This is a genomic window from Streptomyces sp. NBC_01288, from assembly GCF_035982055.1.
In the GTDB taxonomy this organism is placed as follows: Bacteria; Actinomycetota; Actinomycetes; order Streptomycetales; family Streptomycetaceae; genus Streptomyces.
On the sequence record NZ_CP108427.1, the window covers coordinates 4729979 to 4752501 of the forward strand.

General features: G+C 58.2%; 25 protein-coding genes. 12 read left to right on the forward strand and 13 right to left on the reverse strand.

The features are described from left to right. Positions 1 to 3: 3 nt before the first annotated feature. The 7 genes from OG194_RS20935 (at position 4) to OG194_RS20965 (ending at position 7119) form a co-directional block, all read left to right on the forward strand. Positions 4 to 750, forward strand: a complete 747-nt coding sequence (locus OG194_RS20935) for a replication-relaxation family protein (RefSeq protein ID WP_327402347.1) — start codon at positions 4 to 6, stop codon at positions 748 to 750. 89 nt (positions 751 to 839) lie between these two features. Next, entirely contained in the window at positions 840 to 1058 is a 219-nt protein-coding gene (locus OG194_RS20940; protein ID WP_327402348.1) for a helix-turn-helix domain-containing protein, read from the forward strand. Continuing rightward, positions 1058 to 2476 (forward strand): tyrosine-type recombinase/integrase, encoded by a 1419-nt coding sequence (locus tag OG194_RS20945; protein ID WP_327402349.1) that lies wholly within the window; start codon positions 1058 to 1060, stop codon positions 2474 to 2476. Before OG194_RS20940 ends, OG194_RS20945 begins: the two co-directional genes overlap by 1 nt. Before the next feature lie 331 nt (positions 2477 to 2807). Further along, positions 2808 to 3686, forward strand: a complete 879-nt coding sequence (locus OG194_RS20950) for a hypothetical protein (RefSeq protein WP_327402350.1) — start codon at positions 2808 to 2810, stop codon at positions 3684 to 3686. A gap of 126 nt (positions 3687 to 3812) precedes the next feature. Further along, complete coding sequence (locus OG194_RS20955) at positions 3813 to 4730, forward strand: nucleotidyltransferase domain-containing protein (protein ID WP_327402351.1); 918 nt, start codon at positions 3813 to 3815, stop codon at positions 4728 to 4730. Beyond that, positions 4730 to 5371 carry a hypothetical protein gene (locus OG194_RS20960; protein WP_327402352.1) on the forward strand — a complete coding sequence of 214 codons (642 nt, stop codon included), beginning with the start codon at positions 4730 to 4732 and terminating at the stop codon, positions 5369 to 5371. Before OG194_RS20955 ends, OG194_RS20960 begins: the two co-directional genes overlap by 1 nt. A gap of 11 nt (positions 5372 to 5382) precedes the next feature. Continuing rightward, entirely contained in the window at positions 5383 to 7119 is a 1737-nt protein-coding gene (locus tag OG194_RS20965; RefSeq protein WP_327402353.1) for a diadenylate cyclase, read from the forward strand. Between the two features lie 32 nt (positions 7120 to 7151). On the opposite strand, the gene OG194_RS20970 is transcribed toward OG194_RS20965, so the two are convergent. The 6 genes from OG194_RS20970 to OG194_RS20995 all read right to left on the reverse strand — a co-directional run bounded on the left by OG194_RS20970 (position 7152) and on the right by OG194_RS20995 (position 11154). Then, the gene (locus tag OG194_RS20970) at positions 7152 to 7832 is read right to left on the reverse strand and encodes a replication-relaxation family protein (protein WP_327402354.1); all 681 of its coding nucleotides are present in this window, start codon (positions 7830 to 7832) and stop codon (positions 7152 to 7154) included. A 105-nt stretch (positions 7833 to 7937) separates the two neighbouring features. Beyond that, positions 7938 to 8189 carry a hypothetical protein gene (locus OG194_RS20975; protein ID WP_327402355.1) on the reverse strand — a complete coding sequence of 84 codons (252 nt, stop codon included), beginning with the start codon at positions 8187 to 8189 and terminating at the stop codon, positions 7938 to 7940. Then, on the reverse strand, positions 8182 to 10368 hold the full coding sequence (locus OG194_RS20980; protein WP_327402356.1) for a type IV secretory system conjugative DNA transfer family protein: 2187 nt from the start codon (positions 10366 to 10368) through the stop codon (positions 8182 to 8184). The genes OG194_RS20975 and OG194_RS20980 overlap by 8 nt, the downstream gene beginning before the upstream one ends. 11 nt (positions 10369 to 10379) lie before the next feature. Next, positions 10380 to 10538: a hypothetical protein gene (locus OG194_RS20985; RefSeq protein ID WP_327402357.1), complete on the reverse strand. Its 159-nt coding sequence runs from the start codon at positions 10536 to 10538 to the stop codon at positions 10380 to 10382. 185 nt (positions 10539 to 10723) lie between these two features. After that, a complete protein-coding gene (locus OG194_RS20990; RefSeq protein WP_327402358.1) occupies positions 10724 to 10921 on the reverse strand; it encodes a hypothetical protein in 198 nt (65 codons plus the stop codon). Continuing rightward, the gene (locus tag OG194_RS20995; protein ID WP_327402359.1) at positions 10918 to 11154 is read right to left on the reverse strand and encodes a hypothetical protein; all 237 of its coding nucleotides are present in this window, start codon (positions 11152 to 11154) and stop codon (positions 10918 to 10920) included. Before OG194_RS20995 ends, OG194_RS20990 begins: the two co-directional genes overlap by 4 nt. Before the next feature lie 123 nt (positions 11155 to 11277). On the opposite strand from OG194_RS20995, the gene OG194_RS21000 reads away from it, so the two are divergent. Both OG194_RS21000 and OG194_RS21005 read left to right on the forward strand, forming a co-directional pair. After that, on the forward strand, positions 11278 to 12081 hold the full coding sequence (locus OG194_RS21000; protein WP_327402360.1) for a TetR/AcrR family transcriptional regulator: 804 nt from the start codon (positions 11278 to 11280) through the stop codon (positions 12079 to 12081). A 176-nt stretch (positions 12082 to 12257) separates the two neighbouring features. After that, positions 12258 to 12860, forward strand: coding sequence for a TetR/AcrR family transcriptional regulator (locus OG194_RS21005; protein ID WP_327402361.1), 603 nt, complete (start codon positions 12258 to 12260; stop codon positions 12858 to 12860). 187 nt (positions 12861 to 13047) lie between these two features. On the opposite strand, the gene OG194_RS21010 is transcribed toward OG194_RS21005, so the two are convergent. The 7 genes from OG194_RS21010 to OG194_RS21040 form a co-directional block, all read right to left on the reverse strand. Next, entirely contained in the window at positions 13048 to 13386 is a 339-nt protein-coding gene (locus OG194_RS21010; protein WP_327407149.1) for a histone-like nucleoid-structuring protein Lsr2, read from the reverse strand. 207 nt (positions 13387 to 13593) lie between these two features. After that, complete coding sequence (locus OG194_RS21015) at positions 13594 to 14604, reverse strand: hypothetical protein (protein ID WP_327402362.1); 1011 nt, start codon at positions 14602 to 14604, stop codon at positions 13594 to 13596. Between the two features lie 182 nt (positions 14605 to 14786). After that, on the reverse strand, positions 14787 to 16547 hold the full coding sequence (locus tag OG194_RS21020) for an ATP-dependent helicase (RefSeq protein WP_327402363.1): 1761 nt from the start codon (positions 16545 to 16547) through the stop codon (positions 14787 to 14789). Further along, a complete protein-coding gene (locus OG194_RS21025; RefSeq protein WP_327402364.1) occupies positions 16544 to 18511 on the reverse strand; it encodes an ATP-dependent nuclease in 1968 nt (655 codons plus the stop codon). The genes OG194_RS21020 and OG194_RS21025 overlap by 4 nt, the downstream gene beginning before the upstream one ends. 690 nt (positions 18512 to 19201) lie before the next feature. Then, a complete protein-coding gene (locus OG194_RS21030; protein ID WP_327402365.1) occupies positions 19202 to 19855 on the reverse strand; it encodes an ATP-binding protein in 654 nt (217 codons plus the stop codon). Beyond that, complete coding sequence (locus OG194_RS21035; protein ID WP_327402366.1) at positions 19819 to 20205, reverse strand: hypothetical protein; 387 nt, start codon at positions 20203 to 20205, stop codon at positions 19819 to 19821. Before OG194_RS21035 ends, OG194_RS21030 begins: the two co-directional genes overlap by 37 nt. Next, positions 20202 to 20717 carry an ATP-binding protein gene (locus OG194_RS21040; protein ID WP_327402367.1) on the reverse strand — a complete coding sequence of 172 codons (516 nt, stop codon included), beginning with the start codon at positions 20715 to 20717 and terminating at the stop codon, positions 20202 to 20204. The genes OG194_RS21035 and OG194_RS21040 overlap by 4 nt, the downstream gene beginning before the upstream one ends. Before the next feature lie 118 nt (positions 20718 to 20835). Here OG194_RS21040 and OG194_RS21045 point away from each other — a divergent pair, with 118 nt between their 5' ends. The 3 genes from OG194_RS21045 (at position 20836) to OG194_RS21055 (ending at position 22209) form a co-directional block, all read left to right on the forward strand. After that, entirely contained in the window at positions 20836 to 21705 is an 870-nt protein-coding gene (locus tag OG194_RS21045) for a helix-turn-helix domain-containing protein (RefSeq protein ID WP_327402368.1), read from the forward strand. Further along, a complete protein-coding gene (locus OG194_RS21050) occupies positions 21702 to 21920 on the forward strand; it encodes a DUF397 domain-containing protein (protein ID WP_327402369.1) in 219 nt (72 codons plus the stop codon). The genes OG194_RS21045 and OG194_RS21050 overlap by 4 nt, the downstream gene beginning before the upstream one ends. Before the next feature lie 76 nt (positions 21921 to 21996). Further along, entirely contained in the window at positions 21997 to 22209 is a 213-nt protein-coding gene (locus OG194_RS21055; RefSeq protein ID WP_327402370.1) for a hypothetical protein, read from the forward strand. Positions 22210 to 22523: the final 314 nt, after the last annotated feature.

Consider the following 22523-nt stretch of genomic DNA (forward strand, 5'->3'; position numbering starts at 1 on the left):
GTGTTGGCGTCCCTCGACCGCGTTCGGCTCCTCAGCCTGAACCAGATTCGCCGCCTGGCCGTGACGGATGGATCGCCCCGTGCTCGCACCCGCCGTGCGCAATTGATGATGACTCGGCTTACGACGCTCGGCGTCGTAGTGCGGTTCTCTCGGATCATCGGGGGTGTACGGGCGGGATCGTCCGGCTACATCTACGGACTGAGTGGTGTTGGCCAAGCCGTCCTCAACACAGACGGGCCGCTCGGCGGTCGACGTCGCCGTGTCTGGGAGTCGAAACCGTACTTCCAAGACCACATGCTCGCCGTCGCAGAACTCTACGTCCAACTGGTCGAGCGCCACCGTGAAGGTACGACAGAGCTACTGGCCTACGACGCGGAGCCCGCCAACTGGCGTCACTTCACCGGAGCCGGTGGCGAGTTGATACAGATCAAGCCGGATGCGTACGCGCGGATAGGCCGAGCGGCTACCGAGTACAGCGCGTTCATCGAGGTCGACCTGTCCACCGAGACGTTGCCCACCATCCAGAGGAAGTCACAGCGGTACATCGACTACTGGCGCAGTGGCATGGAGCAACAATGGCGCGGAGTCTTCCCAAAGGTTGTGTGGCTCGTAGAAACCGAACGCCGACGTGAGCGAATCGCGAGTGTGATTGGAAAGCTCGCACTCGACGGCCAGGTGCTCTTTGATGTCGGACTCCTCGATGACGGCCCGCAACTTCTAAGCGAAAACAACCAAGGGGCTGCCGCGTGATGTCGAAACCACACTGTCGAAGTCCACCATAATCGTTAACAAAGTCAACGATTTAGGATTAACTAGATAGAGAGAAGGAGGAAATTCCTATGAATGAAGTGATTAAACAGCTAACTCCCGGAGGGGACAGCGTGATCCTGCTGACCGTCCGTGAAGCGTATATGAAATTGCGGATCAGCAAGTGGAAGCTGTACGACCTGCTGAGATCGGGACAGCTTGAAGCGATCAAGATTGGGCGGCGGACATTGATCCCGCTGTACTCAATTGAAGCGTACGTATTGAAGGGCTGGAAGGAGTCGTTAGCCTGATGGCTCGCCGTGGTGCAAACGGCGACGGAACGGTCTCCCCACGCAAAGACGGACGCTGGGAGGCAAAAGCCTACGTCCTCACTACCAACGGATTGCAGAAGCGGGTTAGCGTCTATGGCGCGACCCGCGCCGAGGCTAAGGCGAAACTGAGCGAGTTAAAGGCCCAAGAAGCTAAAGGCATACCAACGCCCAACAGGACATGGCTTCTGGGGGATTATCTAGACTACTGGCTTGCCGAGGTGGTCAAGCCCAATCGGCGACCCGCCACTTATGCACAGTGCGAACAGATTACTCGTCTCTACCTCAAACCTGGCCTCGGAAGTCGTTCGATACAAAAGCTGTCCGTCCCGCTGCTGCAAACGTACGTAAATAAGCAACTTGCAGACGGACACTCAATCGCAAAAGTTCACATCATCAAGAAGGTACTCAGTTCTGCTCTGACACGAGCTCAGCGCGAGGAGCTAATCACTCGGAACGTCGCCCATCTGGTTGAACTGCCAGCTATCCAAAGTGTCGAGGTTCAACCATGGGCCGTCAGCGAGGCGGCACGATTCCTTGAGGCCACTCAACTCCATCGACTCTATCCGGCTTTCCTGCTCCTCCTACTCTACGGTCTGAGAAGAGGTGAAGTTCTCGGCCTGCGCTGGAGGGACATTGACTTTGAACGCTCCGAACTTCGTATTCGGCAGCAGCTCCAGAGAGTTGGGCGTAACCTCATCCAAGGGCCAGTGAAGACGAAGGCTGGAAATCGTAACCTACCTTTAGTAGGTCCGCTCATCCAAGCGTTACAGGATCACCATGCCGAGCAGAAAGCACGATCGATCCAGTCAGAGCTAGTCTTCACGACACTTGCCGGTACACCAATAGAGCCACGCAACTTCGTGCGCTCGTTTCAAGCGATCTGTAAGCAATACGGCCTACGGATCATAAAGGTTCATGCGTTGCGACACACGGCCGCAACAATGCTCAAGGATCTCGGTATACCAGCGAGAGATGCTCAGATCATCCTTGGTCATGCCCGCATCACTACAACCCAGGAGCTTTACCAGCACGGCGATAGCAGTACGAACCGCAATGCCCTTGAACGTATGGAGAGCGCCTTGATACCAGAAAAACCAATCCAGAGGGAGAGTTCGAGGACGCTAGCGACCGTCTTCGACAACAGTGGTTGTCGTCAACTTAGTCGTCAAACAAGAAAAAATCCAACACGATGGTTGGATTCTTTCCCTGGTGCGGGTACAGGGACTCTAACCCTGGACCTCATCCTTGGCAAGACTATTCAGAACGGTGTCACGGAACGCAAGATAGAGGTGGATAGGGCTTTAATGGACTGTCGAAGGCGTCTGATGTTGGGCATCGTTGTCGTCAACTTAGTCGTCAAAGACGACGGTGACATGGAGGCGGAACGTGTCGCATAGATTAAGTCATTCACCCATGCCGGCCGAGTGCCATAAGTCACCTATGTTCGCCTTGCCGACAGGCATAATTGAACGATTGGAAAAACAACTAAATGGTGAGAAAATGAATACAGATGAGAATAGAGGTTGAGATACCAGTCAAAACAATAGACCCAGCACGCGATGTCGCCGGGCCATTTAGAGGGTGTCCGCGGGTGACACCGCGCGACGAGGACTCCTCCGACCTAGAGACGCGCCACCGCGCAAGGATGATCCGACCGACCTACGCGACGCCGGCCGCAGCCACTAGATCCACCCGATCCAACGACGCACGACGATCGAGCGTGGGGTAATGGTTACCGTGGACAGCAACTCGATGAGGAAGCTTGTTGAAGGCCAGCTCCTCCGCCTTGAAGGCAATGCCTTCCAAGACTGCATGGATCGGCTCGGCTTGGAGCTGTACCCCGGTGACTACCAGCCTGTGCGGGCGGCTGGGCCGAAGGGCGACACCAAGAACGACGGGTACTGCCCGAAGGCTCGGGTGTTCTTCGCGGCGCACGCCACACGCGGTGAACGGATCGACAAGACCAAGGTGAAGATCCGCAGTGACTTGGAGGGCTGCCTCCAGGAGCACCGTGCCGTGAGGGTGTGGCGCTTCCTCACCAACGACACCTTGCCGGGCGAGGTTGACCAGTTCATCGACAACGAGCTTCGTCCCCTGTACCGAGGCGTCACCATCGAGGTATGGGGACTCAAGACGCTCGCCGATGAGATTTGCAAGCTCGGACGTGAGCAGATCGACAGGATCATCGACGTCATCACGGTGGACGAGCCCGAGTTTGAAGTCGTGCTACTCAGCCACGTAAAAAGTGGTCGTGATCTCTGGCCGATCCTCTCAGGTTGCCTCGGGTGGTTCGAGCACGTCGAGCCGGACGACTGCACCGACGAGGAGCAAGATGTCATTGATGGTGCCATTCAGACCTTGAGGGACTGGAGCGACATCTCAGGAGACATCGAATTCTCCCGCTCATCGGTACGGGACGCACAGCGAAGCATCACCGCCATCTTGGAGGAGCTCGCAGAAAAAGGGCTCGCTCTCTATGCCGGAGCAGCGGACAACTACCCCTTTAGCGGCGGTCCCTCACCGCTCTTGGGGAGTGTAGCGATATTCAAGGTGGCCCGGATGACAGAAGGACAAGACATGCCTACTCGCAGCCAGCCCGGCCTTTAGTCGCTCGTACGATAGAACAGGTGATCCATAATTACAGAGAGGGGCCACGTCGCTCGCCTGTTCGGAGCCTTGAAAAAATATCCCATCGAGCGCATAATGGCAATAAATCTGACACGGGGAGAAAATGTGACAGCGCTGGAAGAGAAACTAACCCGCTATAAAGCGCGGTCAAGTAATACTGAACAAGAGAAGCAGGAGCGAGCGAAGCGGATGGTTCGCGCCGCTGTCAACGGATGGAGCGGCTTCACTGACATCACTTTGAGTCTCTTGCCGAAGGGGTCATACAAGAACAACACCAACGTACGCGCTGACAGTGACGTCGATATCGCTGTCATTCATGAAGGCTTCTACTACTTCAATGACGCAGACTTGCGTGAGGGCGACAAAGTTGTTCGCCACCCCATCACCCGCAAGCGATATGCCGGTGCGGATTTCCGGGGCGAGCTCGAAAAGGCAATGTGTGCCGCGTACGGCACTGACTGTGACACCTCAGGTTCGACAGCGATTGAGATCGCCGAAAACGGTGGTCGCGTAAAAGCAGATGTCGTGCCCTCCTTCCGACATCGGAAATATTATTACGACGCTCAAGGCAACGTGCGTTACTTCGAGGGCACCAGAACTCTGCGCACTAACGGTGAGTGGGTCATCAACTACCCAGAACAGCAGTACGCGAATGGCGTTGCTAAGAATCACCATGACCGAACAGGGATGCGCTACAAGCAGATGGTACGCATCCTGAAGCGCGTAGAAAACGACTTGGTGACCGCAGGGAAAATCGAGGCTTTGCCAAGCTACTTCATGGAGTGCCTCGTCTACTGCGTACCCGACAACTTCTTCAACCACCAGAGTGACACGCCGCTTACGGATGACTTTACGGCCATTGTTCGACACATCTGGAACAAGACCAAACCGAATGGCACCGCAAAAAGCTGGAACGAGCCGAACGACATTAAACCGCTGTTCGGCGATCGTCAGAAGTGGTCGATAGATGATGCACATCAACTCGCGTTGAAAACCTGGCAGCACTTGGAACTGGGCGACTGATGAACCTCAAAGTACGTATCAGCATTGCCATCGCTGCGGCAGTGGGATTGGTTCTGGCGGTGCTCGATGGCCAGGGCCTGACGCAGGTCCCGTTCCGTATCTTCTCTATTGGCGGATTGATCGCCACGTTGGTGTTCGCGCTATGGGAACGATTCATCTGGAAGTGGAAATTCGTGCGATACTTCACGGGCGTCCCCTTGATCGCAGGAACCTGGCGCGGTGAAATGGTGTCGGAGTATATCAGGCCTGATAAGACACGAGTGCCTCCCATACCAACAGCTGTGTTTATCTCCCAGACGGCTTCTAAAGTCACGGTTACTCTCTTTACAGTTGAATCGGAGTCGGTTAGCGAGCGCGCCAAACTCATCAAAGATCCTGACGGGCGTTGGCGACTCAGTTGGCAGTACCTCAATACACCACGGCCTGGAGTGCGGGACAGGAGTCAGCCTCATAGGGGCGCTGCTCAGGTTGATATCGGTTTGCAGTCCGGAGAAGGATTGCAGGGTTCCTACTTCACGGACCGTCCAACACAAGGAGAGCTACATTTGGGCGAGTGGTCACCTGCTCGATACAGTGGCGCAGCAGCCGCTCTTGCAGGTGACGGATTCAACGATGCCCGACCGTACGTGAAGGAAGGCTAGGGGCTCAGGCGATGGCTAAGCGTTATATCGATCAGTTCATATGGGGCTATCAAGATATTTTTCGAAGTGCCCTGGATACCGAGATTGGTTTAGTTTTCAAGGCAATCGGATTCAGCGGTAACCCAAAGACAATACTGGTTGGATTTGAAGTCTCCGGCCAACATGAGTACAGCATTTGTATCGAACAAGGTGAGGTTCGATATAAGCCATCAGACCTTGAAGACGTACAGCAGTTGGCGGATCAGAAGTACGCCGCCAACTCGGACAGCAACTCCTTTCACAGTGATCCTCGGATGAATGACAGTTTCCATGCTGGGCTAAAGAATCGAATGAGGGCCGAAGCTCTCGAAGAAACCTTATCCGCATTGCCTGGCGAAGAAGATAGAGTGTTCTTCGCTGGTGATGCGATCCGCGTTGATGATTATGCTGTACACATCGTCATCAGTGTTGATCGGCAAGCTGTTGCTGCTGTGCCGCGGATTTCTACAGTCAAGCGGGATCGATTTAAAATTCACCCGTCACTGTTCCATGCCGTCACTTCGGAGGCACTAGGACTAGCTAGACGCTCGCTATATCTCCCTGATGCTGGGGCTGACCTTCGGGTTCTTGGCGCTAGCCCGGGAGAAGTGGTACGTTCCGCCACCGAATCCATGATGCATGCCCTGCTGTATTGCGTCGGATATTTGTTCGGTAGTGACGCTCACTTGTTGATGAACAGCCTTTCCACGTTGCCGTACGAAGGACGTGAAGGCTCTGGGCGGCTAGTGCTTGCCAAGTCAGACAACTCGGCAATCAAAGTAATGGTGAGTCTCAGCCGGCCGATGAGCGCTCGAAATATGTTGGGTGTCCGCAAAATCTTGGAGGCCAGTGGAACGACAGCAGATGTTCTGTTCGACGGTGAGCAAGTCTACGGCCTAGGGAGTATCAAGCCTGAGTATGACGCAACGACCGAGTCTGTTTTCGTTGTAACTTTTGTGTCTCGTGGCGTATGGGAGCTTTCTCATGCTGGTGTCGCCCTCCTTGCTGTCCGCGACGGAATTCCCAGTTTGCCGATGTATGTATTGGACGAAGATTACTTCATCGACCTGACAGAGCGGCTGTTTCCGCAAGGAGACAAGGATCTTCTACTTGAGGCAGCTCGTGCCGCTGGACAACACAGGCACGGAGCAATGTTGGTAATCTCCGCCGATGCGGCAGAAGAGGCGCAAAGACTATCCCCACAATGTTGGTCGGTAGCGCCTGCGCGTCTTGCTCCAGAGTTGATTACACAGCTCACAAACATGGACGGTGCCGTTCTTTTGAATCCGAGCGGTCAGTGCCATGCAATCGGGGTAATCCTCGACGGCGCAGCTCGCGGCGAGGGAGATCCAGCCCGTGGTAGCCGACTCAACAATGCCGTGAGGTATCTGGGAAACGATTCGCCACCAGCTATCGTCGTGGTGTATAGCGCAGATGGCGGCATTGACATCCTGCCTCACATGCCGCAACGCGTGCGCAAAGAGGACGTCGAGAAGGCTGTATCCAATTTTCTTAAACTGGCAACTAACCGGCCGCCAGATTTCGAAAGCACCTATCGCGCCTGGGATGTTATCAAGTCGCTCACATTCTACCTATCTCAAGCGCAATGTGATTCATTGAATCAAGCGCGAGATGAACTGGAGGAGTGGCGAATGGAGAACAATGGAATGCAGGTTGGCGAAGTTCGATTGAAACCCAATTCTGCAATGAATGATACATATTGGTTTTAGGTGCTACGCTGCGCCGAACTATTGACAACACCCTAGAGCTTCATCAACTGCGGGATAAGCTCCCCGATCAAGACCACCCACACCATCTCCTGTTGCTCCTCGGGCAGTGTTCGCAAGATGCGTCCAATCTCGTTCTTCCGCACCTGCTGACACACCACAAACACCACGTACGGGAAGAACTCCGCATCACTCACCTGCACCGCGCGCCAGTACCCGGCGACCTTCTCTCGGATACGCACAGGGGCTTCCGTACCGAGGTCGATCTCTAGGAAGTAGCTACTGCTGCGCTGCTGCCCTGGAAAATCCAGCGAGACGAACAAATCCGCCCGCACCACCGGAGGAACCGGCAACTCAACGTCCCAGCGCTTCACGGTGAGGACACCCGCCTTCTCGGCTCGCCGCAGATCCAGGTAGGTGTCCGCAATCATGAGGGCGTGGTTACTGACGTTGGGAGACGGTCGCCCCTCGACGTCCAGGAGGAGACGACCAGCACGGCCGAGCTGGTACACGAACGCCCCAGCCCCGCCCTTGTCGCCAGTGGCACGACGACCTACCCGCGACAGGTAGCCGAGTCGCACCAACCGACCAAGTACCTTGTCCGGCACCGAATGCGACCTATCCGCGAACAGCAGCTCCGTAAGGTGCGTCGAAGCAAGCTGCCCAAAGGTGCGCGTGAGCTTGAGAACGTCGTAGTCGCGATGGGTCAGTTCCACGGTGGTTCCTCCGCCCTGATAGGTCACGGTGTTCTTGCTGGTCAGACCAGCTACGGGTACAGGGGTAGACCTACGGTCGGCCTACTCCTGCCCTACGGGGTTCGCCTACGTCTCCAGACCTTGAATTCGTTCGCGCCAGACTTCGGCGGTCCGCGTCGCGGCGTCGCACTGGTGCTTCATGGCGGCAGCCCACACGTTGGTCTCGTGCTCGATCATCCCTTCAAGGAGCGGGTCGTCTCCGATGCGTCGACCAAGACGCTCCGCCACGGCTTCGACATCGCTCAGCACGTTTTCGAGGTACTCAATGCTGCGCCCGACGTAGGCCAGTTCCGACAGCAAGTTCTGTACGCTACGCATCGCTTGAACTCCTCGGTCCACCGAAGCGCGGTCGACGGGTAGATGCTGCCGGGGCCGGCTGACCGCCGCGCCGCTGCTTAATCTCCTCGTTCACTGCTGCCGCGGAGCGGCCGTAAGTCGCCCTCGATCGGCGCCGCACTTCATCCGCAGAGCCGGTTGCATCAACAGGTGGGAGAGTCACGCCAGTTACTGGTGAACTCACCCCATCGCTCGTGGCGAGGCGCATCAGCACCTCGAAACGGCGTTGGTTCAGGAAGTCTTCTTCGGTGACGCTGCGGCCGAACTGCCGTGCAAAAGAACGGGCTTCGTCCGCCGAGGTCTGGAACACCACCGTCGAGCGCGCGTTGTTCTGGGTGGCGTCCTGGAGTTCGCGGGTGAGCTGTCCGAGGAACTGATGCGCCACCGTCATCGCGAGGCCGAGCGAACGGGCCTGGGCGAACATGTCGGCGGGCGCGATCGGCAGGTTGATGAAGTCCTGGAACTCATCGAGGTACAGCATCGTGGGTTGAGCCGGATTAGCCGCACCTGCCTGCACCACGCTCCAGACAGCATTGAGGAGGAGCGAGCCCAGCAGTCCGGCCGTGTCCTTCCCCTCCGTCGCCCGACCGAGGTTCACGAGCAGGATCTTGTTTCCCCGGATCACGTCGCGTAGGTCGATCGTGCTGGCGCTCTGCCCGATGATGTTCCGGATCGACGGCCGGTTGTTGAGCTGCCAGATCCGATCCATGAGCGGCTGGAAGTGCGAAGCGCGCATCCGGTCATCTATTCCAGCCCACCACGCCGCCAAGTCCTCGATATGGGCGACCCCACGAACCAGGTTCTTCGAGAACTCCACCTGATCCGCCCTGGGCACCGCCAGCGGCCCGATATCCGCGAACGTCATGGGCGAGGAGATCCCGGCGCTCATCATGAGCGTCAGGATCAGGTGATAGAACCCTTGGCGTACCCGCACACCCCGGGCGTCCTGCGGATACAGATGATCGAACAGTCTCTGGATGTCCGCCGCCACCACGAAAGGGCTGCCCTGCAAGATGTTGAAGCCGACCGGATAGTCGGTGTCTCCCACGTCCAGGAGTACGACGTCATGAACCCGGTGTTCCGGCACCCGGTCGAGTACCGCCTTGAACAAGTCCCCCTTGCTCTCGATGAGCACCACCCCGCGACCGGCGTTCATGTCCTGCGCGATGAGGTTGGTAAGAAGCGCCGTCTTCCCGCTGCCGGTTGGCCCGACGACTTGCAGGTGCCAGGTGGACTCCTCGGGAGACAGAGCGAGCAGCCGTTCATTGCCGGGGAAGTTGGACCGCGCGAGTACCCGGCCGGTCCGGGGAATCGCTCCCGTGGCGACCAACTGACGCGTCCGGCTTGCAGGCAGCCCCGCGACATACGGGTTCCCGATCGGCCAGGCCAGCAACCCCACCAACTCCGACGCAGCCAGTACGGCCGGAAATACCGTGGGCACGGTGGCCTGGTGGACGCGCTCGACCACCTTGCGCGAGGACACAAGCCGTCGCTTCAAGTGGTTGTCGGCTCCCCCGACACTGGCGAGGCTGGATCGAAGTTGTACAAGCAACTGGTCCGCACGCGCGGAAGCGTTGGCCTTCACCGCCACCCGCAGCACCCCGAGGAAGTTGGGTTCCGCGAGCTTCGCCCTGCGGTCGGCGACCAAGTCCCGGTCCACCCTGCCGCCCAGGAGCCGCCCCATAGAACCGGGGGTCATCCCCTCAGCCGGCGCCTGCGGTAGGCGCTCACGAATTGCCGGGGAAACTACCCACTGGAGAAGCAGCGCTTCACCTCGGCCGAGTGCCTGCATGTTCGTGAGCACGCTCGCCGACAAGGACTCCGCGTCCATCCCGCCGAGGCTGCGGCGTGGGTTCGTCTGACCAAGCTCCACCGCGGTTGTCCATGAGTGGCGGCGTTCTTCGGCCGCCGCCGGCTGAGCGGTAGAACCGGGCAACATAGAGCGGAACTGACTGACGACGAAGTGCGCCGTTTCCTCGGGTACCTGAAGCCGGTACGTGATCCCCCGCTCAGTTGCCTCCACCTCCATCACGATGGACGACACGCCCAGTAGGCGACGGGGGCCGCTGGTGAGTGTGCCGCTGACCGCACGCAGCCACGTCGCCACCTGGTCAGCCTTCATGTCGGCGGGGAACGTCAGGTCGTAGGTCTCGCGCTTCATAGACACGGCCGTCACCACTTGGTCATGCGGTAGTAGATGAAGCCGAGCACCAACACGATGGCGAGTCCACTCACGAGGTACGGCACCAACGGGGCAATTGCCCACCACACCGCTCTGACGGCGATCGCGCCAAGGAGCAGCGTCACCAACACACTTCGGGCCTTTCTCACGACACCCTCCGAGGGGTAGATGCCGACGACCGACGCGCTCGGCCGGCGGGGATGAAGAACGGATGGACCAATAGCGCGGCCCCCTCCTCGTCATCACGGCGTATAAGGTGACGATGGCCAAGCATTCTTGGCTGTCTTCCTCTACAGGCGTGAAGTCGATGACAATGAGGGGGCCGGAGAGCTGCTTACTGGCGCTGCTCTTCCTCGATCTGACGGGCAATGCGATTGGCCGCCTCATCGTCGTACATGCCGTACCGGATGGCCGTCTCGATCCTCTGGTCACGCTGGTACCGGATGATCCGAGGAGCCACATGCTTGTTGAGCCACTTGACGATGCGGTACAGCCCGAAGGCCAGGACCGCCAGAATGATGAACCCGGTCATCGGTAATCCCCTCCCATGAGGTTGCGGCCGAAAGCGTCCTCTTCGGTCGTGATCTCTTCCTCGGTGACGATCCGTTCTTCCGTGTTGATGATGTGGACGATCCGCCGCCTGATGTGCGTGCGACGCTGCCGGGCCTGGCCGTCCTCTCGCAGGCGCCTCGCCAACTCGACACCCACCCCGTACGCGTGGCTACGTGGGTCGTAGGGACTTACGGCCTCGATCTCCCGCTCCATGAACCTCTCCTTCACCTCCGAGCCGACCAGGCGGCTAGCTCGATGGGTTCAAGATGACAGATCAGTCGGTTGGACACAAGGGTCACTGTGACCGATGCTTCCGCGATCATCTAGACTGGCGTCATGACCGAGGAAGCGTGGAGCTACCGCCAGCGAGCCGCCGAGACGAAGCGCAAGCGCACTTGGGAGCAGGTCATCAGTGGGACGCTCGCGCTCTACGGTGAGCTGCCCGAGGGCGACTTCACTCGGGACGAGATTGCTAAGGCTTCTGGGGTTGGCGTAGCAACAGTGCACAACCACTTCAGAACAAAATATGGAGTGTTGAGTCGTGTGTATCAACGGCTGCTATCACCAGCGGTCGAATGGCTCAAATGCGAACTGCATCCACCGCGAGCCGCAGACGACAAAGATCCGCTCCGAGCATCAGCAAGATATGTGGACGCCCTAATCGGCTACATCTATCTTGTAGTCAAGACCAGTGACGATCACCGTGCACTTACGTCATCCATGGTTCGTTCGTATTTTGAGGCTCAGTCTGAGCAAACGGAACGATTTCGACTTGCCGACTATGACCAGTTGAGCCTTGCGGAAACGATTAACCGTGGAATCAATGCGATTCTGACGGGGATGCTCATGCAGAACGTCTTCGAAAAAGAGAAGGTAGGCCACTTTGAGTTCTTCTTCGAAGATCCCGATGTAATGAGTTCCTACCATGCGCGAGCAATTCTGCTCACCGTCTATCATTCTCTCTCTGGGGTTAACGACGATGGCATGCCAGCTCGCGTGACCGAACAAGTCGGTAAGCTGCTACTTTCTGGCATCGGCGTTAGCGTCAGTAAAGATGTTATTCTCCAGCGCATCCCGTCTGCCATCCAGAAGGCCAACCTTTGGTACGACAAGAAAAAGCGATCTGGGTGGTTGGATTAGGACCTACCCGACAGCTGTACCCATCTTGCAGATATTGACCAATTGTCCAATATCTGTTATAAATACACATAGATTACTGTAATCGGTAATTGCCCCCTCTCCTTTTCGGGTCAAGCGTCCCGTCAACTAGCTCGTAGTTGCTGGCACGCCTGACCCGAAGCCTTAAGGAGAGAAGTGTGTCAACAGACGAGTCCGGCTCACGCAAGCGTGCCGCTGCTACCAAGCGCGAGCGCACCAACAGAGTGATTCTGGCCGCTGCGAGAACCTTGTTCGATCAGTATGGTTACCACGGTGTGAAGCGTGACGACGTCGCCAAATTGGCTCGCGTCGGCACCGCAACGATCTTCAGTCACTACCCGACGAAGCAAGCGTTGGCGATTGCGGCCTACGCACCGTCAGTTCTGAGGCTCATGGCGGACATGGAGAAGCGACTTCCCATCATGACGTCGCCCGAGCCATATTTCACGACATTCATCTGGAATCTGGCTGTATGCCTGGCCCAACAACCGGCGATGGCTGTCGCACTTCTTCCTCTAAGCCGTGACTCTCGTAGCCACAGCGAGGGCGACGAAGCAACGCACGTCCTGAGCTTCCGTGACCTCGCGGAGTTTATCGGCAAGCTGCTGATGCGTTGCACCGATGCGCATGCCCAGGACAGTGCCACCCTGGTGAATGACATCGCCGACTTCGCTCTGTCTGGGCTCCTGACGTGGATCGTGCAGCACCCGGAACGTCCCGGGAAAGACGCTGCCGACCTCATGCTCGCCCACCTTCTGTAGACATCCACCAACCACCCCGCACCCTCAACGAGAGCACCCCGCTGCCCGTTAAGGCTGGCGGGGTGTTTCTCATTTCTGGGGTGTGTAGTTAGAACGAGCCCATCAAGAGGCAGCGGCCGACCTGTGCTAGGTCGACGCAACCCAAGACTCCAACTGCATCGGCGACCTTGCGGTGAGCCTGTGAGCGCTAGGCGGCCTTTGCCTTCGAGTACGCCTCTTTGATCTCCGCCGGAACGCGGCCACGGTCGTTCACGTCGTAGCCGTTCTCTTTGGCCCACGCACGGATCAGAGCGGTGTCACCACTTGCAGCTGCCGACTGAGTTGCACCTCCACGCCTGCCGCCGCGAGCCTGGCTCAGCTTCCTACTCTTGTCGACGTACGCAGCCAGCACCTTGCGCAGCTTGGCCGCGTTCTTCTCGTTCAAGTCGATCTCGTAGGTCTTGCCGTCAAGGCCGAACACGACCGTCTCGGAAGCCTCGGACCCGTCGAGGTCATCAAGCAGTTGAATAATGGTTTGCTGTGCCATCGTGGGTTCGTCCTTCTTCGGGTTCCAGGTGAACAACGTGTTGATGTTGCTGACTTCTTATCAGTGCAGCAACCACACGCGCAACGCGGCCAGAAAATCAGTGTGGAGAGACTTCATTTACTGGTCTCGGGGTTCTTCATTTCTGGGGGTACCACTTGAAACCAACCGACCACCAGGCCGTGGCCGGCCCGCGCTGGATCGCCTCGTTCAAGACGACCGCGGACCGACCTCGCGGCCGAGCTGCCATCGGTAGCGCTGCACACGGACGAACTCCGTTCCTTCTTCCAGAGCAACCCGTACGTCCCGGACGCTGACCACCGGCTCATCCGGGAAGTGCTCTTGGAGCAGCTCGTGTACCTCTGTGGCTAGCAGCGGGTCGTTCTGTCGCGCCAACGTGATCGCGACCTGCTGTCGGATCGTTGGCCGTGTCGGTGCAGGCAGGATGACCTTACGCAAACTCTCGATACCCTGTCGCTCCTGTGTCTCGTAGCGTGCCAACTCTTCGAGTATGTACTCGAAGACTTTGCCTGCAACGAAAGTGGCAGCCTTACGTCGATCCGGCTTCTTCAAGAGGAGCGCGCCCAGGCCAAGGACGACGACACCAAGCAGCCAGGGAGGGATGCCGATCTTGCGACCTGAGAACGAGATCAGCTCCACCACACCCCTGACGGGCAGGGCGGCAACGTTCACTGTGAGGAGCTGGCCCATGTGACCGTCAGAAACATCTACGGCGGAAGTTGCCGCCCGCTGCCAATCCTTTGGAGCGAACCCCGGTTCCTTGAGGTCACGGTCACCTGAGAACACGACGCACGGTGAGATGAGTTTGGCCAACCATCCTGTCGGTACGTCGTCCGGATCGGTAATCGCCAACACCTGAGCATCCGGGGCGTCCACGTCCGACATCGTGACGAACCGCAACGCCGGAAGGTACTCGGCTTCAAAGTGGGCGTAGAGATCTTCAAGCGGCACCGGACTGCTCTTCGTCATCCTCGGGAGTCGCCGGTAGACCTCTTCGTAGACGTGGTCAGCGGCGTACAAGACAGCAGTGCCGTTGTCGCTCATCCGCAGCAGCCGCGACCGGAAGCCCTTGCGGCAGTCGTTCTCGATACTGCTCATTAGGGCGTTGGTGTCGACGATGCCGACCAGATGCGGCGCACGCGAAGAGTAGGGATCAAGCGGCTTACGTCTGGTGATCGGCATGAGCTGGTCGTCCGTCATGAACCAACGGTAGGCGTCGAGTCTGACAACCTCCATCACTTTTCTACTGACGTGCCACGGTGTGCATGCCCTCCGAGGACGTTGCAATCAACCCGAGGGCTGCGCTCGTCTGGAATCGACAGACCCACCACGCGTGGCCGGCCTGCGCTAGGTCGGTTCGATCCAGACGGCTGAGATCCACTTCAAGAACGTACGTACGGAATGGCTTTGGCGTCGAGAAGAGCAACGACACGATCGATGTGCCTGCTATAGACAGCGAACACCAACAACTTCTGTGCACGAGAACCGGCAACATAGAGTACGCGTCGAGATTCAATATCCTGACCGCTCTCCCAGGCATCCAAGACCTCGTCCGTTGCCTTGCTTCTTGGCGTATCCGGGAGCACTAGCACGACGCCTGGGAACTCCATTCCTTTCACGCCATGCACCGTTGAGTATGGAATCAGGGGATTGTCTCCCAAGCTGGCGACGTTTCCCCAATCGACTTCCCTTGGCGCCTTAAACAGATTCCCGAGATCTCCGGCTGCCGGAGGAGTCGCATCACCCCAATCGGCAGTCTTGAGGAATTCTCGTACCTCAACCGCAAATTCCTTCGCGGTCTTCCCTTCAGCATCGAGTACGACGGCCATACGTACAGCAAAGTTGCGGAGCCATCGCGTTTCAATGCCGAGCTTCTCGCAAATAGCCTCAAGACCCTTGTGCTCAAAATCCTTACCACTGGTGAGCGCCGCCAGGACGGCGCGCTCTACCTGGCCAATGACTTTCAAGCGTGTCTGCGAATTGAACTCTGTCGACCTGAGCTTGAACCCTGCATCAGCGATAGAAAGGACCCTATTGTTCCCTGATCCCCCAACAGCAACTACACCAGCCGCCTGCATACCATGAGCTCCGGCATGAGCGAGGAGCATAAGGTCGCTCGCCGCTAGCTCATGCTCTTCGGCAATCTGCAACGCCGCTGGAACAATGTCATCAAGCGCTGAGAATTCGACAAGCTGCACCGGAATTTGCAGTGTCGACGTCTCCCCACTAGCCGTCTCGACTAGGGAACCTGACCGGAGTCCACTATTAAAGGCAGTGATCGCCGGAGAGCTACGGAAATTGTTGCCAAGCTCCAACTGCATCGGCAGGTTCTTCACGAAGTCCTGGACGGCGCTTGGTGTCGCATCACGGAATTCATAGATCGACTGGTCAATGTCACCGACCATCACGACCCTGATGCCGCAATCAAGAAGGTACTGCAAGACGAGTAGCTCCTCGCGACCACAGTCCTGCGCTTCATCGACGATCACTTCTGAAAAGCGTGACTGCAACAGCGGACCGATGATCCCCATAGCCTCACTGTCTTGCACCCAGAATTCGGCTAGCAACCGGGCTGCGTCACAACTAACAGTGCCCGCTTCAAGCAGCTTGCCAAAGATGTGCGAGGCCCTGCTCTCCGCTTTGTTTCGATTCGCCAAGAGTGCTGTCTTCGCTTCAGCATTACCGAAGCGCGGATCAACTCGATCCATAACAAGAGTGGCACCACCGTTGCGATCAAAGTCGAACCAACTGAATTCAAGTTCCCCGGACCGAGGAATCTCACTCATGCGGAAGTTCGTGCTTGAAATGTCCTTCCAGCTTTGCACGTACTTCGGGGGCACCTTGTACTCCCTCACGAAAAGCGGCGTGACGATAAATCGATGGATGAAGGTGTCGAACGTCCCGACAAAACTTGGTGCCTTCAGGGAATCCACCTGATCCCCGCACCGACGTCGCACCTCATCGACTGCTGCGTTAGTAAAGGAGATCAGGGCCACACCCTGGCGATTCTCTTCGGCGGTTCGCTTCAAGAACCGTGCCACCATAGCGCGAGTTTTTCCCGCTCCTGGGCAGGCGGCAGCGAAGAGGCTCTCTTCTGCGTCAACGAGAGCCTGCTGGGCTTCGGTCAAGCTGATGGCGTTCAACTCGCACCACCCGTTCCGTCCTCCAACACACCCCGGATGGCCTCGGCCAGATAGTCGGGTGCTTTAAAGGGCTCTTTGTCCTCAATGGAGAGCGCCACATCGTGGGCGAACTGACCTTTGCTGATGAACTTGTCGTACTTGCAAAGCTTCTGATAGAAGCCGAAGGCACGACCCTTCTCGTGGGTCGTGATGTCTTGCCAATGATGCTGCGACTGCGGATGTTGATTCAAATACGCCTGCTTTAGCGTTGGTTCATTTCCCTCTGGCGCGAGAAGGTCTGCTTCCAAGGTGTGAGGTGCCTCGGCTACCGTCAGATAGTCGGTGGCGTCAATGAGCCTAGCGTGTTCAGTGAGAAGTTCCTTCCGATTGCTTACCTTGGTGCGATTGGCCGTGCGATCTCCATCCTCCTCCTCGCCTAGCTCCGTAGAGGTGGCATCGGAGTCCTCCTGAGACTGCTCGTTCTGCTCTGTTTCATCCTTCTTCTTTTTCTTCTTCGGTAGCTCCGGATCTGGGTCTCGATCGGTGACAACCGTCAAATGATCCAGCAAACGGCAGCCATTCACCTCAGAGAGCAAAAGTGTGATGTACGGCGCGAAGTCGACGCTACCCACGTTGATGATTGTGACCCCATGAAATTTCCGCCGCAACTTCACTTGCTCAGGGTCGTTGTCGTCACCGAACATGCAGTAGCGCGCAATCGCAGGAAGGAGTACAGCCTCCGCAATTCCCTCAACAAGGATTACTCGACGGGCAAAGAGGAGTCCGGCTCGCGTTGCGTCCAGGTACTGGTTAATCTTCCGCCGCTCAGGATCGCTAAGGTTGATCTTAGACAGGGGAAGCACATGTGTCTTGCGGCGAGCTACCTCCTCGGTGCCCTCGCCATTTTTGATCGTTTCCTTTTCAATTTTGGTCCGGAGCGCTACAACGTTTTCGATACCAACGCTACTGGCGAGGTTCGGCGAGTGGGTCGTGGCGATGACCTGGATTCGACCGGCTGGCTTCTGAGTATCGTCATTAGGCGAAGCCTCGGACTGCTCGCGCAGGTAATCAAGTAGCACAGCCTGCAACTGCGGGTGAAGGTGAGCTTCCGGCTCCTCAACCAAAAATAGTGTCAGTTCGGCATCTTGAGCCTTACGCAGTTCCAGGATGACCGTAGCAATGAAGAGTAGGTTGGCGTATCCCAATCCAGACTCTGTGAGATCGGCGGGTTCGATGCCATGTTCTGCCATCTTTACCCTGAGACTTCGCGCCAACCGGTTCAGTTCATAGTCGGCAAATGTAACCTCGACGCTTTGCCCACGTACGGAGTTTGTCAGTTCACCGAGGTGCCCCTGAATTTCGCCCGTGGTGGTAGTCAGGACACCGTGCTTCTTCAGTTCCTTGAATGAATCGTTGGCGCTATTTAAAAAGTCTTCTCGCTCTTCTTCGGTGGTGAGGTGTCGGATGATTCTGAGGAGCCGATTTCCGTCTGACGAATCGAGTTCCCTCTTGGCATCTCGCAGTGGTGCAAGATAGACGTGCGCGATCTGCTCGCGCTTCTCGGGCTCGGCGTCCGTTCCACCCACAGGGCCAGCTGTGAAGGTCGATCGCACGTTGTGTCGACGCTTTGAGTCGATCGCATATTTTGCCGAGTAGATGGCTTGGTTGGTGGTGACGTCCAAAGCTGTAATATAATGCGCGCGCTGAGTTTTCGTCAGACCGTCATAAGACGCGTGGAGTTCAGCTTCCTGACCTTCCTGGCCGTGAGATAGGTCGGACTCATCAAAGTATCTCGTAGCTCTACGGTTTAGAGGTGCGGTTGCAAGTCGCAGCGCTTCGATCACATTGGACTTGCCAGAGTTATTCTCGCCAACGAGAAGCGTGATACCTGGTTGAAACTCGACTTCCGTGTCATAACAGGATCGGAAGTTCTTGAGGCGGAGACTCCGCAAGTACATCCCAGGCTCTTTTTTCTCGTTGCTCATAAATAGGTCCTCATATATTCCATGTCTACTATTCTAAACAAAAGCCTCCTTCTGTACCATGTGTCACATAAGGAAGCCCTGGCACCTTGCCACACAACTCCCTTGCTGCGCAGGCGAACTGACGGGTAATACGACAGCGCCCGACTCGACCGAACAGACATACGGAAGGTCTTCGGAGGCAACTGCTCCGCTCCGTCCCACCAAAGAACACCCCATGACGATGGTCATGGGGTGTTCTTTGTTCTCTGAAGTTGTCACTTGCTTCCCCCCTTCTACCGCGCGCCGGCCGCCGCCCGTAGGTCGGCCTGACCAAGCCTCCGCGGATCACGCACTAGACCGATGTCTCCCCTTCCGCCTCCTGCCAAACAGTGACCAGCGGCCGAGTTGAGGACATGAAGCGCGTGGCTCTGCTGCTCCAGGGAGCTGCAACCGACGCAGCGGCCATGCTCGTCTGGTCGTCCTGAACCAGTGCGACTGCTGCATGCGGAAGATGCAGTGGTGACATGCGAACAGCGGCAGCTCCGTGTCCCGGACGACCATCTCCCCGACGTGAGCCACGGGAACGCCGAGCGCTTCGCAGCGGAAGCAGGTCCCTTGGTACCAGTCGAATAGTCCCCATATCTGTTGCGGCTTCATCAGGCACCAACTCGCTCTTGGTCGAGGCGATCCACCGTCAGCCGGCCACAGCCCCTAGGTCGCATCGTTCCCCCGTGACGCAGCCATCGCCGAAAGCGTCGTCTCTAGCAGGTGGTCGAACAGCGCGGTACGCGCCTGATCTTCAACCGGCCCTCGTGATGCCTGGATGCCGGTTGGTAGGACGATCGGAGGGTGTAGCTGGTTGAAGGACGACGTCTCTACGGGCGCGCCGATGGGCAGCTCAGCCCAGACGACTTTCCCGCCAAACGGCGAACGGTAGACGTTCCACTGCTCCGCCAGTTCATCAACGAGGAGCAGACCGCGCCCACTTGTCTCCTCAAGCGTCGGGTTCTTCTGGGTGGGGGCCGTTTCCATTCGATCCCACACTTCGGTGTACAGACTCGCACCGATGGCGCGGAGCTGTATCCCGATGACGTGCTCAGGCTTGATCTGCCACGGCTTTGGTTTGAGGTCGGTGATGCCGCTGACCTTCACGGCGTTGGTGACGAGTTCGCTCATGATGAGCGTCGTCGTATCGGCGTGCTCTTCGAGCTGCCACCGCGTCAGCGTGTGGCGGACGAACGTCCGTGAGTACGCCACAGCCGCAGGGATCGCGGTCAACCGAAGCGATGCAGTGAACAGAGGGATCGGAGTCACGATGTTGGCGGCGGTCATGTTGTCCCGCCGTTCTTGGTGATCGGCGGGCATGACGAGTCTTCTTCCTCGGTAGAAGCGGCGATCCATACCCGACCGCCGATGTCTTGCTGGAGCAGTTCCTGAGCGAGGTACGCGAGCGAGGGCAGATGGTTGAAGTGCTCGCTGCTCGGCACGATCACGTTGCGAATGTCGTGGTTCTGGCAGTACCGAGTCACCGCGTGCAGGGCCACGACGTGACCGGGCTGCTTCTCGATGAACACCAGCGTCAGCGTGAAACCCTCGCGCTCTGCGAGGGCGCACATGTTCACGACGAGCTGCTGTTCCACCTGCGCGTCGATGCCGTCCAGTCGGCGCAGGTACCCAGCGCACAGCGGACGGGGGTGGATCGTGTCACCAGTCATGCCGTCCCCTCCTTCGAGGACACGGCGATCTCGGCCCACACGCTCTTCCCGATGACCCGAGGCTCCACGCCCCAGTCGTTAGCGAGCGCCGCCACGATCTGAAGTCCACGACCCCCTGGAGCAACCTCTCCGTCCGGGTAGTCGGAAGGACTCACGCGCACCGAACCCGAAGCTGCGTCGCGGACCTCTACTCGAAGAAGGTCGTCGTCAAGGTGGTAGGCCACCGAAACACGACTTCCTCGGGTTGCCCGGCCATGGATCACTGCGTTCGTCACCAATTCGGTGACTACCCACTCTAGGAAGTCGGCGAGGTGTGGAGCTAACGACCACTCCTTGGCAAGATCTCTGGCTTTAGCACGAGCCACCGGCACAGATGGGCGGTATCTCCTATACCGCACCTGCAACGACCTGGGTTCAGCCATACTCGGTCCCCTCGGACGGGTTCGCGGGCGGGCGGCGAGTGGGGCCAGCACCGTGCGAGCAGACACACCGCCACAGTAGGTACTGTGCATCGTGGAGACCCCAAAGTGTCAAGTCCCCACTTTGAGTGGACCCGAATGCTTGTTGCCCTCACGGTGAGGCGAGCGGCACACTTGACCTGCAAGAAGGAGTAAGAGAGGCGGCCGACCGGTGCCCATCAACAACAACCCGACGTTTCGTCAACGACGGTTGGCGCGGACGCTGCGTGAGCTGCGGAGCGCTGCCGGACTGACGCACGCCGACGCTGCCAAAGTGCTTGGGTCGGCGGAATCGAAGGTTGGCCGGATCGAGAACGCGCAGTCGGGCATCCGTCTGCCCGACCTTCGCGCCTTGATGGATGCGTACAACGTCACCGACCCCACCGAGCGTGCCGCGATCGAGAAGCTATCTCGCGAGGCCAAGCAAAAGGGCTGGTGGAGTCGGTACGTCAACGTGGTTGATCCGGCGTACGCGGCTTACGCCGCCGTCGAGTGGGACGCCTCGGAGCTGTACAACGTCGAGACCAACCTGATCCCCGGTCTATTGCAGACGCCTGAGTACACCGACGCACTCATCCGCTTGCAGGCACCGGACGCTGGCAAAGAGCGTGTCGAAGCACAGATCAACGTGCGCCGGGAGCGGAAGAACATCCTGACCAGGGATAACCCGCTCCAGCTCTGGGTGATCCTCGCGGAGAACGTGCTGTACCACCAGGTCGGCGGCCGTGACGTGATGAAGGCACAGCTTGAGTCCCTGGTCGCGGACAGCAAGAAGCAGAACATCGAGCTTCAGATCCTGCCGCGCGAGGACCCCATGAACGCCTGCCTCTTCGGGCCGTTCGTGATCATGAGCTTCCCAACCTCGGCGGAAACGGACGTTGTTTACACCGAGTCACCCACCAGCACCCTCTACTACGAAGACGCAGCGGACGTGGAGACGTACACGGGACGGTTCCGTCGTCTCAACATGGCCGCAGCCAATGTCAGCAAGTCCCGGGCGCTCATCCAAAACGCCCTTCACGAAATGGAACAGGGCCGATGAAGCCACACACTCAACCCGGCTCAAGCCCACTGGAGTGGGTGAGGTCGTCGTACTCAGGAGACAACGGCAACTGCGTTGAAGTGGCCGTTATACCTGGCGGTAGCCGGGCACTGCGCGACAGCAAGGACTCGTCGGGGCCGGTGCTGACGTTCTCGACCGAGGAGTTCACCGCGTTCGTTGCTGGTGCCGTGGACGGCGAGTTCAGCCAGGTGTGATCCTGGATGTTGACCAGCAACAAGAAGCAAGACCCGACCGACTGACGGTCGGGTCTTGCTGGCAGAGAGGTAGCAGATGGCAGGACAGCGGCTTGTTCTCTGGAGTATTCGCGATTTCGGGATCGACGTAACGCCTGGCACTCCCGCCGTTGTGGATCTCAACCATGATGCCTTGTTTAAGCGATACCCGGCACTGGCCGACGCCATCGGTCGAGGACGCGTCACATCACACTCGATCGTTCATTGGGGCGCTGCCGGACCGATCATCACCTTCATCGTGGAGGACTGAACTGGCCGGAAGGTCGGCCCCTGAACACCGTGCTCTGAGCGCCCGCCCCCTCGCTGTGGGTCGGGCGCTTCTTGTTGTCGATCTTGCCCGTTCATTGGTCGCAATTAATGCCAGATCGGCACCCGTCGGCGATCGGTGGCTAGTCGAGCACAGCGACACCCGGAACGCCCCTCAAACGGCGCCCGAGACACGCGCCACACCCACCCTGAGCTGCGCGTTTGCCCGCTCCGCAGGACTGCCCTACAGGCCGTCAGGGCGGTAGACTGACCCCTGTCGGGATGGGTGCATAGCCAGACATTTGACTACTCAGCGGT

Coding starts and splice junctions, on each gene's coding strand:
- OG194_RS20990 (WP_327402358.1), bottom strand. CDS start 10,921: ATGACCGGGTTCATCATTCTGGCGGTCCTGGCCTTCGGGCTGTACCGC.
- OG194_RS20945 (WP_327402349.1), top strand. CDS start 1,058: ATGGCTCGCCGTGGTGCAAACGGCGACGGAACGGTCTCCCCACGCAAA.
- OG194_RS20995 (WP_327402359.1), bottom strand. CDS start 11,154: ATGGAGCGGGAGATCGAGGCCGTAAGTCCCTACGACCCACGTAGCCAC.
- OG194_RS21010 (WP_327407149.1), bottom strand. CDS start 13,386: ATGGCACAGCAAACCATTATTCAACTGCTTGATGACCTCGACGGGTCC.
- OG194_RS21000 (WP_327402360.1), top strand. CDS start 11,278: ATGACCGAGGAAGCGTGGAGCTACCGCCAGCGAGCCGCCGAGACGAAG.
- OG194_RS21050 (WP_327402369.1), top strand. CDS start 21,702: ATGAAGCCACACACTCAACCCGGCTCAAGCCCACTGGAGTGGGTGAGG.
- OG194_RS21055 (WP_327402370.1), top strand. CDS start 21,997: ATGGCAGGACAGCGGCTTGTTCTCTGGAGTATTCGCGATTTCGGGATC.
- OG194_RS20975 (WP_327402355.1), bottom strand. CDS start 8,189: ATGCGTAGCGTACAGAACTTGCTGTCGGAACTGGCCTACGTCGGGCGC.
- OG194_RS21040 (WP_327402367.1), bottom strand. CDS start 20,717: ATGCACAGTACCTACTGTGGCGGTGTGTCTGCTCGCACGGTGCTGGCC.
- OG194_RS21015 (WP_327402362.1), bottom strand. CDS start 14,604: ATGACGGACGACCAGCTCATGCCGATCACCAGACGTAAGCCGCTTGAT.
- OG194_RS21025 (WP_327402364.1), bottom strand. CDS start 18,511: ATGAGCAACGAGAAAAAAGAGCCTGGGATGTACTTGCGGAGTCTCCGC.
- OG194_RS20950 (WP_327402350.1), top strand. CDS start 2,808: ATGGTTACCGTGGACAGCAACTCGATGAGGAAGCTTGTTGAAGGCCAG.
- OG194_RS20960 (WP_327402352.1), top strand. CDS start 4,730: ATGAACCTCAAAGTACGTATCAGCATTGCCATCGCTGCGGCAGTGGGA.
- OG194_RS21035 (WP_327402366.1), bottom strand. CDS start 20,205: ATGACTGGTGACACGATCCACCCCCGTCCGCTGTGCGCTGGGTACCTG.
- OG194_RS20965 (WP_327402353.1), top strand. CDS start 5,383: ATGGCTAAGCGTTATATCGATCAGTTCATATGGGGCTATCAAGATATT.
- OG194_RS20980 (WP_327402356.1), bottom strand. CDS start 10,368: ATGAAGCGCGAGACCTACGACCTGACGTTCCCCGCCGACATGAAGGCT.
- OG194_RS20940 (WP_327402348.1), top strand. CDS start 840: ATGAATGAAGTGATTAAACAGCTAACTCCCGGAGGGGACAGCGTGATC.
- OG194_RS21030 (WP_327402365.1), bottom strand. CDS start 19,855: ATGCCCGCCGATCACCAAGAACGGCGGGACAACATGACCGCCGCCAAC.